Annotated in this window: 13 protein-coding genes and 1 other RNA gene; 8 read left to right on the top strand and 6 right to left on the bottom strand. The window is 64.2% G+C overall.

Features of this window, described 5'->3' with window-relative positions; all coding sequences use genetic code 11:
- Positions 1 to 33: 33 nt before the first annotated feature.
- Together ABUL08_RS01370 and ABUL08_RS01365 are read right to left on the bottom strand one after the other, a co-directional pair.
- Positions 34 to 969: a hypothetical protein gene (locus ABUL08_RS01370; protein ID WP_350933792.1), complete on the bottom strand. Its 936-nt coding sequence runs from the start codon at positions 967 to 969 to the stop codon at positions 34 to 36.
- A gap of 245 nt (positions 970 to 1214) precedes the next feature.
- A complete protein-coding gene (locus ABUL08_RS01365; protein WP_041799353.1) occupies positions 1215 to 1532 on the bottom strand; it encodes a hypothetical protein in 318 nt (105 codons plus the stop codon).
- A gap of 229 nt (positions 1533 to 1761) precedes the next feature.
- Between ABUL08_RS01365 and ABUL08_RS01360 the strand changes: the two genes are divergently transcribed.
- Positions 1762 to 2280 carry a DUF5919 domain-containing protein gene (locus ABUL08_RS01360; RefSeq protein ID WP_350933790.1) on the top strand — a complete coding sequence of 173 codons (519 nt, stop codon included), beginning with the start codon at positions 1762 to 1764 and terminating at the stop codon, positions 2278 to 2280.
- Positions 2281 to 2283: 3 nt separating this feature from the next.
- Positions 2284 to 2751, top strand: coding sequence for an NUDIX domain-containing protein (locus tag ABUL08_RS01355; RefSeq protein WP_350933789.1), 468 nt, complete (start codon positions 2284 to 2286; stop codon positions 2749 to 2751).
- Here ABUL08_RS01355 and ABUL08_RS01350 read toward each other — a convergent pair.
- Positions 2748 to 3296: an HD domain-containing protein gene (locus ABUL08_RS01350; protein ID WP_350933788.1), complete on the bottom strand. Its 549-nt coding sequence runs from the start codon at positions 3294 to 3296 to the stop codon at positions 2748 to 2750. The two genes, ABUL08_RS01355 and ABUL08_RS01350, sit on opposite strands and share 4 nt — an antisense overlap.
- A 293-nt stretch (positions 3297 to 3589) precedes the next feature.
- Entirely contained in the window at positions 3590 to 4294 is a 705-nt protein-coding gene (locus ABUL08_RS01345) for a toll/interleukin-1 receptor domain-containing protein (protein WP_350933786.1), read from the bottom strand.
- Positions 4295 to 5063: 769 nt separating this feature from the next.
- On the opposite strand from ABUL08_RS01345, the gene ABUL08_RS01340 reads away from it, so the two are divergent.
- Genes ABUL08_RS01340 through ABUL08_RS01325 form a run of 4 tightly spaced genes read left to right on the top strand, consistent with a single transcriptional unit; the run spans position 5064 to position 8490 of the window.
- Positions 5064 to 5456, top strand: coding sequence for a TIR domain-containing protein (locus tag ABUL08_RS01340; protein WP_350933785.1), 393 nt, complete (start codon positions 5064 to 5066; stop codon positions 5454 to 5456).
- Positions 5457 to 5467: 11 nt separating this feature from the next.
- Positions 5468 to 6364 (top strand): DUF4231 domain-containing protein, encoded by an 897-nt coding sequence (locus ABUL08_RS01335; RefSeq protein WP_350933784.1) that lies wholly within the window; start codon positions 5468 to 5470, stop codon positions 6362 to 6364.
- Positions 6365 to 6400: 36 nt separating this feature from the next.
- Entirely contained in the window at positions 6401 to 7183 is a 783-nt protein-coding gene (locus tag ABUL08_RS01330; RefSeq protein ID WP_350933783.1) for a hypothetical protein, read from the top strand.
- Between the two features lie 50 nt (positions 7184 to 7233).
- Positions 7234 to 8490: a hypothetical protein gene (locus tag ABUL08_RS01325; protein ID WP_350933781.1), complete on the top strand. Its 1257-nt coding sequence runs from the start codon at positions 7234 to 7236 to the stop codon at positions 8488 to 8490.
- A gap of 439 nt (positions 8491 to 8929) precedes the next feature.
- On the opposite strand, the gene rnpB is transcribed toward ABUL08_RS01325, so the two are convergent.
- Positions 8930 to 9339, bottom strand: an RNA gene (rnpB, locus tag ABUL08_RS01320) — RNase P RNA component class A.
- Between the two features lie 218 nt (positions 9340 to 9557).
- Here rnpB and ABUL08_RS01315 point away from each other — a divergent pair.
- On the top strand, positions 9558 to 10319 hold the full coding sequence (locus ABUL08_RS01315) for a sulfite exporter TauE/SafE family protein (RefSeq protein ID WP_350933780.1): 762 nt from the start codon (positions 9558 to 9560) through the stop codon (positions 10317 to 10319).
- Positions 10320 to 10368: 49 nt separating this feature from the next.
- Here ABUL08_RS01315 and ABUL08_RS01310 read toward each other — a convergent pair whose 3' ends face one another.
- Complete coding sequence (locus ABUL08_RS01310; protein WP_350933779.1) at positions 10369 to 11592, bottom strand: MFS transporter; 1224 nt, start codon at positions 11590 to 11592, stop codon at positions 10369 to 10371.
- Positions 11593 to 11650: 58 nt separating this feature from the next.
- On the opposite strand from ABUL08_RS01310, the gene ABUL08_RS01305 reads away from it, so the two are divergent.
- On the top strand, positions 11651 to 12139 hold the full coding sequence (locus ABUL08_RS01305) for a MarR family winged helix-turn-helix transcriptional regulator (protein ID WP_350933778.1): 489 nt from the start codon (positions 11651 to 11653) through the stop codon (positions 12137 to 12139).
- The last annotated feature ends 29 nt before the right edge of the window (positions 12140 to 12168 follow it).

Below are 12168 nucleotides of genomic sequence, written 5' to 3'. Positions count from 1 at the left end.
CGCAGGGCTCCTCGCGTCCCGGATAGGTGTGGGTCAGATCCAGTCGGAAACGTCGTCCTCAGGGGCCGAGGACGAAGCCGCGGGCTTGCTGCCGTTGGCCGTGGTCGCCGGCGGCTTCTTCGCCGGCGGCTTGCCCTGGGTCGGAAGGGTGATCGTCGGAACGCCGACGTCCGGCAGGTCCAGAGCGGTGGGCACCGTCAGCGGCGACGCCGAGACGGGCGCGGTCGGGTCGATCTTGTCGACCAGCGGGGAGCCCACATGAGCGGTCAGCACCTCACGGCGCTTGATGTCGAACCGCAGGTACGCGGCGTTGTTCTCCGCAGCGCGCTCGATGAGCACGGTGGAGGCGTGACACGTCACGGCGATCTTGTCGAGCCGGCCTTCCAGGTCCTTGGCCGACAGGCCGGGGCGCAGGTACACCCAGACCCGCTCACCGACCGGCGTGGGACGTGCCCACAGGATCAGCGGCAGGCTGCCGGACTGGTTGGCGATGATGAACTGCGCGAAGCACACCCGCAGCCGATGCCGAACCACGAGACACCAGACCCAGGCGACGACCTGACGACGGATCACCGGCACAGCGGCCGGAACACCGACGACCAGGGCGACAACGAGCAGCGTCACCACCGTTGGCGTGTGGTCGACCAGCTGCACCCAGGCGGTGAGCAGACCAGCCACGATCACGACCTCGGCCATCCACCACCACAGCAGCCGCAGAACCGGCCAGATTCGCACCAGCAACCAGGCAACGGCACCGGTCGGCACACCGACTAGGGCACCCACAAACAGAGCCACGACCGGGTGCCAGTGAGCAGCGGCCACCACAGCCGCGAGAATGCCCACCACGATGCCCGTGAGGATGAACGCCACCCTGGCGTTGCGCGCCGAAGAACGGTGAACCCTGGCCTCGATGACCGTCACCGTTCCGGTTGACTTGCCGGCGAACCGGCGGGGACTAGACTTGGACACGACGAGTCCTCCCAATCGCAAGTTGGGATCGGATGAGTTGGACGGCACCGGGGTCGGCAGATGTAGGAGTCAGTACCGACCCCGGGCCAATTTCCTTTTCGTCGCCACCTGTCGTGACGACCGGACCGGGAACGTAGGAGTCAGGAACACTCCCGGAACCGCATGGGGTTGAATCAGCGGACCATCAGGCCGCCTCAGCGAGCCACGGACACCTGTGGCTCACACAGCACGACGTGCGAAGAGACCTACTTGGCCGGAGAACCAGTCTTCGGCTTCAGCGACACCGCCCGGAACGCGACGCCGTTACGCCCGTTGGTCGCCCACGGAATAGCCTCCAACTGCTCGACCGCGAGGAAGTCCCCCACCTTCACGTTCGGCTTCTCACCCGCCGTCGTGATGGTGATGACCTCCCCGCCCGTCTCGTCGAGCACGAAGACCTGGGTGGACCACATCGGCCGGCCCGTGTTCTTCTCGGACTTCTGGTTGCCGTTCTGGTCGTTCTTCGGCTCCGGGTCTTTCGACGCCGTCACCTGCTTGCTCGTGGTGTCCACGTACAGCTTCACAACAGACCTCCTGTAGTTGAGCGCGCCCCTCGTGGACGACTGCTCTTGCGCGGCTTTCGCTCGCACCCCAAGGAGACATCGAAGAAAGTGACTCCGGAACGGCTTTGCGGGGACACTTGGGACGTTTATAGTTACTCCCTTCAAAATCGCTAAGCGGCTAAGGGAAGACGAAGAGTACCTCTGGCCGGGAGCCCGAAGAGCCGCTGACGAGACATCAAACTCGGCAGGGATGGTCCAGTTTTACCCGACTCGCGGAGCGGTCCCTCACAACCTCTGGGATCGACTTCTGGATGAAGCAACGGAGGAAGTTGGCATCCTTGTCTACGTCGGGATGTTCCTTACCGAGAAGCCCGATCTTCTGGACCGCCTAGGCCAGAAGGCAAACGCCGGCGCAAGGATCCGGATCCTGCTAGGTGACCGGGACAGCAGTGCTGTAAAGCAGCGGAGCATCGAGGAGGGAATTGGACGCGAGACAATCTCGGCGAAAATCGACCACGCCAACGCATTCTTCCGGCCGCTTCGCAGCGTGGCGGGGGTTGAGGTGAAAAGCCATTCAACCGTGCTTTACAACTCGATCTACCGCTTCGACAGGGAAATGATCGTCAACCCGCATGTCTACGGCAAGACAGCACCCATGGCACCGGCGATGCACCTACGGAAGACGGCAACCTACGGCCTCTTCGATACCTACGCCGGCAGCTTCGAGGCGGTCTGGGAATCGTCGAGGCCATCAGAAGGCAGGCTCTAGCAGATGCCAAAGACCGACTACCTTAATGATCCGCGAGCGCCGAAAGCCAACTCGCTAGTGGTAGCTGTGACTGTGTTCGTTCAAGATGACGTCGGCCGCGTCCTCCTCATACGGCGCTCCGACAACCGCCTCTGGGCTCTGCCAGGAGGGGCGCAGGATCTGGGGGAGTCCACGGCACAGGCAGCCAGACGAGAAGTTGAAGAGGAAACGGGGCTACACGTCGAGCTGACCGGCGTGTCCGGTATCTACTCCGACCCAGGGCACGTCATCGCGTACGACGACGGCGAGGTGCGGCAGGAGCTCGCAATCTGCCTTCGCGCCCGACCGATCGGCGGCGCGCTCCGAACTAGTGACGAATCGTCAGAGGTGAAGTGGGTCGAGCCGGAGACCATTGAGGAGCTTCCGATCCACCCTTCCATGCTCCTGCGCATCCGGCACGGTTTGAAGGACGACACGCCCTACCTTGGTTAGCCGGCCACGGCCTGGAGCCGGCTGCTTGTTCTTGCAATAGCGTCGGCTAGATCCTGCTGAGCGCTGTCGATGAAGACCGTGACCAGGTCGCCGGGACCGTACCGCTCCTTGATCTCGGCAACCCGGCTCGCAAAGTCCGTGGGCTCTCCGTCGGGCGTCGTGGTGAGGTCGCACATCCAAAGTGCGTCTCTCACGGGACCTTCTTCGTCATGAAAGGCAGCTAGCTGTGCGTCGAGCCCACGTAGACGAGCCTCCCTAACAGCACAGGAGTGATGGGCCACCAGGTGGACCAAGCGATCGGGCGCGTCCAAGCCTCGGAGGTAGAACGCGCCGTCCAGCGGATGAAAGCCCGTCTTTGCTAGGTGAGGTGCGTAGCCGACATCGTGAAGTATCGCGGCTGCCTCCAACAGGGGTCCGTCGTCACCGACAGCCGCGGTAAGCGTCCGGGCCTTTAGGGCGACACCCTGAACATGAGCCCACCGACGAGGCAACGTGCCTGAGAGGTTCCGGCGGGAGACCTCGTAGGCCCACGAGACGAGAGACATGCACAGACGATAGCGCCGACTACGACTCGCCAATAGCGCCTGTCCGGCCGGGACCTGGCGGTGTCGCGCTCCATCTGATGCTTACATATCAGCTTCGCTTGATGGGTGACAGTTGGCAGCACTCTCTCCGGGCTCGGCTGTCACACTGCCTAGCTGGCGGGCCGCCTATCGCTGGGGCAATCTCGCCGCCGGTTAAGACGTCCGGTCAGCGGCAGATCTGGCTAACGTCTGGCGGGCCGAGGACGCGGTACGACATGGTCGATGGTCACTACCCGACTAGTAGCGCCGGGATGTTACAAGGCGATCAGTTCAGCGATCTTCTTGGCGATGTCCTCCAGGGAGTCCTCCTCCGTGCTCAACCCGTTGCGGGAGCCGAGCAGCGGGCTGACCGACCGAATCTCCCCGTAAGTGACCTCATGCGCGACAGGGATCAGCAGGTCACGCGACAGCAGTTCCGAGAGTTCCTTCTCGGACACCCCGCCGCTCTCGACGCGCCTGAGGAGTGCGGGCGTGATGAGCACGAGACCGATGCGCGTCTTGGCCAGGCCCTTGTCGATCTCCCGCATGAACGGCTGGCCGAGGATGATGTCCCTCTCGCTGAACCAGACCGACACGTCCTCGGCTTCGAGGAGGTTGTGCAGCTCAGTCGCGATCCCTCGCCGGTCGTCCCAGGCGTGACAAAGGAACAGGTCGTACGACTTGGCTCGAGGTCCTATCGCCTCGACCTTGCTGCGATAGCGGTCCAGCGCCGCGACCTCGTCAGAGGTGTAGGCAACGGGCGAGTTTGCTGGCGACCACCGAGGCCGCGCCGACCGACTGCCACCGCCGCCACTAGAGGACCCGCTTCCGCCTCCGCTGCGGGCCGGGGTTGGAGAAGCATAGTTCGACGGGGACGGATAGGACGGGTAGGACGACCGGTACGACGATCCACCATGGACGGGACATGCAGCGGCACCGCTGCGGGTGCGGTGGCCCTGACTGGGTGCTGTACATCGCATGGATCCACTATAGGAAGGGCTCGCCAATCCCGTCAGTACAGACCGCCAAGCGCCATCGACAGAAGGGGATCACTGACACACCAGCCGTCGTGGAGAGCCGGCGTCACGGTTCGTAACCGCCACGCTCAAGGCCCGTGCGTAATCCATCAATTGGGGTTACCGCGCGTCGCGTCGAGCGGAGTACGACGGCCGACTGGCGGCCGACTGCCGGCGGGTGGTTCAAAGTTTCTGTACGTCTTCAAGGCGGCCCTGAGCGGGCCGCACGCGCCGCCGCCTGGGCGCGTGACGGCCGCTGCCGCTGCCGCTCTGCGGCCGTCACGCCGGATGCCCGGCGGCTGGCGCGGACAGCGGGAGCCCCGGAGGGCCGCCTCAGGACGACGGGTATTGAGCGGTGGAGCTGGTGGGCCGGCAGCCGGCCTGGGCGCGGCGGCGGTCGTACCGCCGCGCCGTAGGGCGAGTCACCGCCGGCCGTGGTGGGGATGCGTCGCGGAGTGTGCGGGGCCGCCCCTCCAAGGTCAAGGGCGCTTCGCGTCGCTGCGCGACGGCCCTGCGGGCCGCCCTTGACCCTGGAGCCTCTGCGACCCCTCGGGCCGGCGTTGCCGGCAGGCCAGGTGCCTGCCCGGAGGCGCGCACCGCATCCCCACCACGGCCTCGTCGCGCAACGCCTGTCCTAGCCGTTACAGCCCGTCCGAGATCCCTCATAGCGGATCACTCATGGTGCCGCTATGCTGCCGAGACTGCCGTTATTAACCAGATTAAGGGAGAAAGTATGGCCAAACATGTCTTTCTGTCCTTTGTTGAAGAGGACTTGGACCTCGTCTGGATGTTCCGCGGTCAGGCGAGGAACAAGAACCTGTCGCTAGCGTTCGACGATTATTCCGTGAAGACGCCGTACAACAGCACAGACGCCGCCTACATCAAGGGACAAATCAGGCCGCTTATTAGAGCGGCATCCATAACGGTATGTCTCATTGGCACCGCTACCCACATGAGCTCTTGGGTTGACTGGGAGATTGAATATGCCGCCGAGCAGGGCAAGCGCCTCGCCGGCATCCGATTGCATTCTAGCAGGAAAGGTGAGCGGGTGCCGGCCGCCCTTACCCGCAATAGAGCGATGATTCTCAACTGGGATATCGACGAAATTGTTCGATGGATTGGATAGGCGCGTAGCCAATGCCCGTCGAAGGAAATTTCCCAAGCCTGCTTGATGATGCCGAAGTGGCCTCAAAGAAGGGCCAAGCCAGCTTTACCCGACTAACGGCTGCTGGTTTGCTCGCGGCTATCGTCGCGGCCATGGGTGGCGCGACGAATATCGACCTGGAAGCAGGTAGACATCATTTTGATTTGGGAGGGATGGCGGCTAGCCTAGCTTTTCTGGCTGGCATCGGTGTTGCTATCTATTTGCTTGTCACCAAGCCGGAGCGCGGCTGGTATGAGGGGCGCGCTGCGGCAGAGTCAATAAAAACACTTTGCTGGCAATACAGCGTAGGTGGTGGAATCTTCGCCCTGCCTGGTCCGCAGGGTGCGGCCGAGCTGCTCCTCAGCCGTCTGCGGGAAGTGGTTGGGTCTATGAAGGCGATCGAGTTGGGGGCCATCACAGCCGGAAGCCAGATCACCGATGAAATGGAACTGCTACGCCGGCAGCCTCTTGCGGTGCGTCGCGCTACCTATCTTACTGAGCGTCTAGATGGCCAAATCAAGTGGTACTCAGACAAGGCATTCTACAATCAGGCTCGTGTGAGGCGCTGGTTTGCGCTGGCGATATTCCTTCAGCTTTTAGGCGTCCTGCTCGGTATGTTCAAGGCCTTCGGCGTTGCTGAAATCGACATGCTTGGTATTGCAGCAGCAATTGTGGCTGGCATAAGTGCTTGGATTCAGACGAAAGATCACCAGAATCTTGCGGAGTCCTATGCCTTGACGGCCAGAGAAGTTTCGCTAGTGCGCACGCTCGGGGAGGCTGCGGATCTGGGCGACGAGCTGCCATGGTCGCGCTTTGTCGATGATGCAGAGCAAGCCATCTCTAGGGAGCATACTTCCTGGCTTGCCCGCCGGGGCGGCCAACGGCCATGAGAGCTTAGCTCTGGCCTTATCACTGCGGGAGGCGAAATGAAGGACCCTGTTGGGGAGCCGGTTAAGCGCTGCTTCATGATCGCGCCGATTGGTCTGCCAAACAGCGATACACGACGGCGAAGCGACAAGGTGTTGAGGCACATAGTCCGCCCAATCGTCGAGGAATTCAACTATCAGATAGACCGAGCGGACGACATCGACCATTCTGGCCAAATTACGAGCCAGGTCATTGACCGCATCGCGAGCGACGACCTGGTAATCGCTGACTTGACTGACCTAAATCCGAATGTCTTTTATGAGCTTGCGCTGCGACATGCGCTGCGAAAGCCCTTTATTCAAATCGCTGAGGCCGGGCAGGTACTTCCCTTTGATATTCAAAATCAACGCACGATTTTGGTCGATCATCGCGACCTCGATAGCGTGGCCGAGGCGAAGGAGCGCATACGGAACTCGATTCTTTCAATTGAATCCGGGGCCGCCGTCGAGACTCCCATGTCCTTTGCCCTGAATCTTCAGGACCTGCGTGGCTCCGCAGATCCAGAAGAGAAGGGAATCGCACAGCTCATCGAGTCGGTTGGAAGGCTCGAAGCAAGGCTCCTTAACGATCGTTCTCGTTCTGGGAGCCACCTAGCCTCCGATTTCTCTGCCATGCGGGGATTCATTGAAAGACTGGGGAAAGATGGACGCCTTACGAACGCCGATATTTTCGAACTTATGTCGGCGGCGAATACCTCAAAGTCGTACGAACGTTGGGTCGCTAGCCTTGAGGCACAGCAAGCCTCCAGCGGCGGCAATTTCGACGAGGAGCCCCCGTTCTAAAGCCAGCTTGGGCATTGACGGGGGGTCAACTCCCAGGAGGGGTCATACAAATGCCGTTCGATGCGCGGGTATTCCAGGTCTTGATCGCGTCCCCCGGCGACGTTCACCAGGAGCGGGAGATACTTGCCGAGGTAGTTTATGAATGGAATCACGTAAACTCCCGTGATCGCGGCGTTGTGCTCCTCCCGCTCCGCTGGGAAACGCATGCAACCCCAGAAATGGGATCGCGGGCGCAAGCCGTCATCAATAGGCAAGTTGTCGACCAATGCGACATGGTGGTCGGCGTATTTTGGACACGCCTCGGTACGCCCACAGGGAAGGCTGAAAGCGGCACGGCGGAAGAGATCGCACGCGTAGGGGGTGCGGGAAAGCCTGTGATGCTTTACTTCTCCAGATCCAAGGTCGATCCCGAATCTATCGACATAGAGGAGTACGGGCGGCTCCGCGAATTCAGAGGTAATACTTACCCGCGAGGGCTCGTTGAAAGCTATTCCTCAACCTCGGAGTTCCGAGACAAGTTTGCACGGCAATTGGCAATTAAAATGCTGGAAGTCGTTGCGGAGGACGCGGTCGACAACGAAAGAAGATCTGCGACTAAAAAGCTTGTCTCTCTCGCGTTGGCAGAGGAGGAGGCGGCAGTTCTTCCAAACCCCGCTACTGTCACGCTGGCACGAGTCGAGTGCTCCAACCTCACCGAAATTCCGGATTACATCGAGGATGAGGATAAGGCAGATCCTGATAATGCGGGCCTACGGATCGGGATTTCAAAGCGAGTAAACCCGAATTACTACCGTGAAATCGTCGATTACTTTCGTCGGTCTCCTGCCTATGGGCCATTGCGCTTGGCTGTCACGGGTCTGGCTGATCAAGGCGTGCGTGACCTATATGTAGAAGCCCGAATTAGCGGACTGGTCGGCGAACTTGGCGTGTTTCCTGATTTCAATCTGAGCGCGCCGAAGCGCTATCAAGAATCCTACGGGATGATTACTGGCAATATTTCCATTAGTCAGCCATTTCTCCGCCCCTCGTCCAAGTTCAATGTGAGTCGGAGCCGTCCCGATGAGTGGCGCATGGAACTTGAATTGCCCGTCGTGCAGGCGCAACGCACTGTAGTTACAGAGCACGCTTTCTGGATCAACGCCGAATCTGACTGTGACGTTCTCTTTGACGCGACGATTTACTCCAGTGATTCCACTCCTTTTCCCGCCCAAGTAAAGTTGGCTGTTCGTGTCGAGCGTCGAGATATGACATGGCAAGAGATTGTTAAGCGATTCGAGGAGTGGTCGGCCGGGGGCATAGGAGGGTGAGTTGAGCACGAGCCCTTACAGGCCAACTAACGGCGGCCATCAGCGCCCACCAAATCGACGACTCTCGTCACCTGCGGCCTGCACGGGCCGAAGCGAGCGGGCACCCGGCCCGTAGCCTGAGACCGCTCCCCTGATGTAAGTCCCCCTCCTCGCTTCGATAGGCGACCTGACATCAGCCGTTGACATCAACGGTGGCAGCCGGCGTCGGATCAGTGGGGACAGGTGTCCGCCTCCGGGCCGGGCCCAGTGGACATCGGCGGACGCTCTACGGCTCTCGCCGGCAACGCCCTACAGGCATGGGGCCGGCTGGGCCGCCATTGGGCCGTCTGGGCCGCTGCCAGGCCGTCAAACGCCGACCAAAGATGACCGAGGACAACCAGTAGCACCCGAAGAAACAGCAGGTCAGCTACCACATGAGGGCGGCTGACCTGGTGGGCGACGGACGAGTCGACCTGTACGCCGGATTCTGTGACCGACGCGCCCGAGGGCGCGTCGGCGGCGGCCATCCATCTCGGCCTGCCGTCGCCGGCAGGCTCCAGCGGCCTACCCGCAGACATCGGGCGGGCAGCCCTCAAGCGTCTGCGCCGGGTCGTCAGCTTGCGGTGACGGCCCTTGCTTGGCCTTGCTCCGGGTGGGGTTTACCGAGCCATCCCGGTCACCCGGGATGCTGGTGGGCTCTTACCCCACCGTTTCACCCTTACCGTCCCCGTTGGGGTCGGCGGTCTGTTTTCTGTGGCACTGTCCCGCGGGTCGCCCCGGGTTGCCGTTAACAACCACCCTGCCCTGTGGAGTCCGGACGTTCCTCGGCGACGGGCCGGAGCCCGTCGACGCGACCGCCCGGTCGACTCGTCCGTCGCGCCCTCATCCTAACGACGTGGACGGCACCGCCATTTCCGCCCCGGTGGACCGCCCCGCCACGCCGGAGCACCGATTCCGGTATTGAGCGCCGCATCAGATGCGGACGGGGCGCCCCCGGCCGGCGACTGACGAGCGGGGCTCCATTGCCGGGCCCGCCCCGGCCGGCTGCTCCTGCGCAGGCCGGTCGGCCGGGCTAGCCTCTGGGGACCATGAACATCTCCGACGCCGTACTCCTGGTGGCCGCCGGTCTCGCCGCGGGCACGGTGAACGCGGTGGCCGGCGGTGGTTCCCTGATCACCTTCCCGGCGCTGATCGCGGTCGGCCTGCCCCCGGTGGCGGCGAACGTCAGCAACTCGGTCTCGGTCTTCCCCGGTTACGTCGCCAGCGTCGCGGGCAGCCGGGCGGATCTGCCGCCCGGGCGGCAACTGTGGCCGTTGCTGCCCACCGCCGTGCTCGGCACGGTCGTCGGCTGCGTTCTGCTGCTGGCCACACCGGCGCGGGCCTTCGAGCTGGTGGTGCCGTTCCTGGTGCTGGGCGCGACCGCCGTGCTGGCCTTCCAGGATCCGCTGCGCCGGCTGGTCGGCCATCCGGCCGACCTGCGCCCGCGCCGCCGCACCGTCACGGTGCAGGCGATGGTCGCGGTCGGCACGGTGTACGGCGGCTACTTCGGCGCGGCGCTCGGCGTGATGCTGGTCGCCGGGCTGGCCCTGGTGCTGGACGCGACGCTGGCCCGGGTGTCGGCGATCAAGAACCTGCTCTCCGCCGTGGTGGGGCTGACCACGCTGGTGGTGTTCGCCCTCTTCGGCCCGGTGAACTGGGCGGCCGTCGCGGTGGTCGCGCCGGCCACCCTGGTCGGCGGGTACGCGGGTGCCCGGCTGGTCCGCCGGCTGCCGCCGGTGGTGCTGAAGACCCTGATCGTCGTCTTCGGCACGGTCATCGGGCTCTACCTGCTGTGGCGCGCGCTGCGCTGAGCCGACGCACCGCCCCGACGCCGCAGCGCCGGGGCGGTCCGCGCGTCGGTCAGTACGCCTCGCCGACCGGCTCCTCCGGAGCGTGCTCGGCCTGACGGGCGGCCCGGTTCCACACCACCCGCTCGCCGTAACCGGCGGCCATCACGTGCCCGAAGGCGAGATAGACCAGCACGCCCACGGCGAGGACGCCGAAGCCGACCCAGAACGGCAGGGCGAGGCCGTGCTCGGCGAGCTTGCCGGAGATGATCGGCGCCGGTGCGGCGGCGCCCCAGCGGACCAGGTTGAACGCCCCGGTGGCGACCCGGCGGTCGCTGGAGCCGAGGCCGAGCGCCAGGTCGGTGAGGTTGGCGTTGGCCAGGCCCATGCAGAGGCCGGCGAGCACCAGCACCACCAGCGAACGGGCGGTGGAGTGCGAGGTGGCGAAGAGGGCCATGCAGGCGAGCAGGCCGACGATGGCGACACCGACGGTCTGTACCGCGCCGATCCGGTGGGCGAGCCGGTGCCCGATCACCAGGATGCCGGCGGCCAGGCCGAGGCCCCAGGCGGTGAAGGCCAGCCCCAGCGGCACCACGTCGAGGTGCAGGAAGAGCGGGGTGTAGCCGAGCACCACGAAGAAGACGAAGTTGTAGGCGCCGGTGACCACGCAGAGCGCGATGAACGCCGGCTTGCGGTAGGTGGCGAAGATCTGGCCGACGCGTACGGGGGCCTGCCGGTTGGTCGGCTCGCGGAGCTTGCGGGCGGCGACGACCAGCGCCAGCACCATGAAGACGCCGCAGACGAAGAACGGCAGTCGCCAGCTCACGTGCCCGAGCAGGCCACCGATCAGCGGCCCGACGGCGAAGCCGAGCCCGAGCGCGGTCTCGAAGAGGCCGACCACCCATTCCCGGTCGACGGCGAGGTTGACCAGCACCACCATCGCGGTGGCGAAGAACATCGCGTTGCCCAGCCCCCACACGCCCCGCAGCACCGACAGCTGCACGATGTTGTTGCTGAACGACGCGAGGATGGCGGCCACACCGACCACCGAGACGCCGGTGATGAGCACCGGCTTGAAGCCGAATCGGCCGCTGGCCAGGGTCGCCGGGATCATGCCGACCGCCATCACCGCGATGTACGCGGTGAAGAGCAGCTCGACCTGCCAGGCAGTGACTCCGATCGCCTCACCGATGGCGGGCAGGATCGGGTCCACCACGGCGATGCCGGCGATGGCGAGGAAGGCCACCAGCGTGGTGGCGTAGATGGCACTGCGGTTGGGTTCGGATCGCCGATCCACTCCGCGCCTCCAGACAGATAGCTGTATCGTACAGGTAATTCTGTTGTATCATACAGCTATGACGGACGACCACACGAGCGGACCGCTGCCGGACGAGATCACCCTGGGCCGGATCGAGACCGAGGTGGCCCTGCTGATGCGCTTCGGCGAGGCCACCCGACGGGCCACCGGCACCGCCGAGCACCGGGTGCTCGACCGGGCGGCGTACGTGATCCTCCGGCACCTGGACACGGCCGGGCCGCAGAACGTCTCCGCGCTCGCCGCCACGCTCAACCTGGACGGCTCCACGGTCACCCGGCAGGTCTCGGCGATGCAGCGGGACGGCCTGATCGCGCGTACCCCCGACCCGGCGGACGGACGCGGCACCGTCATCTCCCCCACCGCCGCCGGCCTCCAGCGGATGGCCGCCGTGCAGGCGGCCCGCACCCGGCTCTACGGTGAGATCCTCGCCGCCTGGGACGAGGGCGACCGGGACACCCTGGCGGAGCTGCTGCGCCGGCTCAACGAGGCGCTGAATTCCCGCAACCGCTCCCGGTCGACGCGCTGAAGGGGCCCCCGGCTCGTCGCCGGGGGCCC

Origin of the sequence: Micromonospora sp. CCTCC AA 2012012 (assembly GCF_040499845.1) — a bacterium.
GTDB lineage: Bacteria > Actinomycetota > Actinomycetes > Mycobacteriales > Micromonosporaceae > Micromonospora > Micromonospora mangrovi.
The sequence above is the reverse complement of the archived record's forward strand: the minus strand, read 5'-3'. Positions and strand labels throughout refer to the sequence as shown.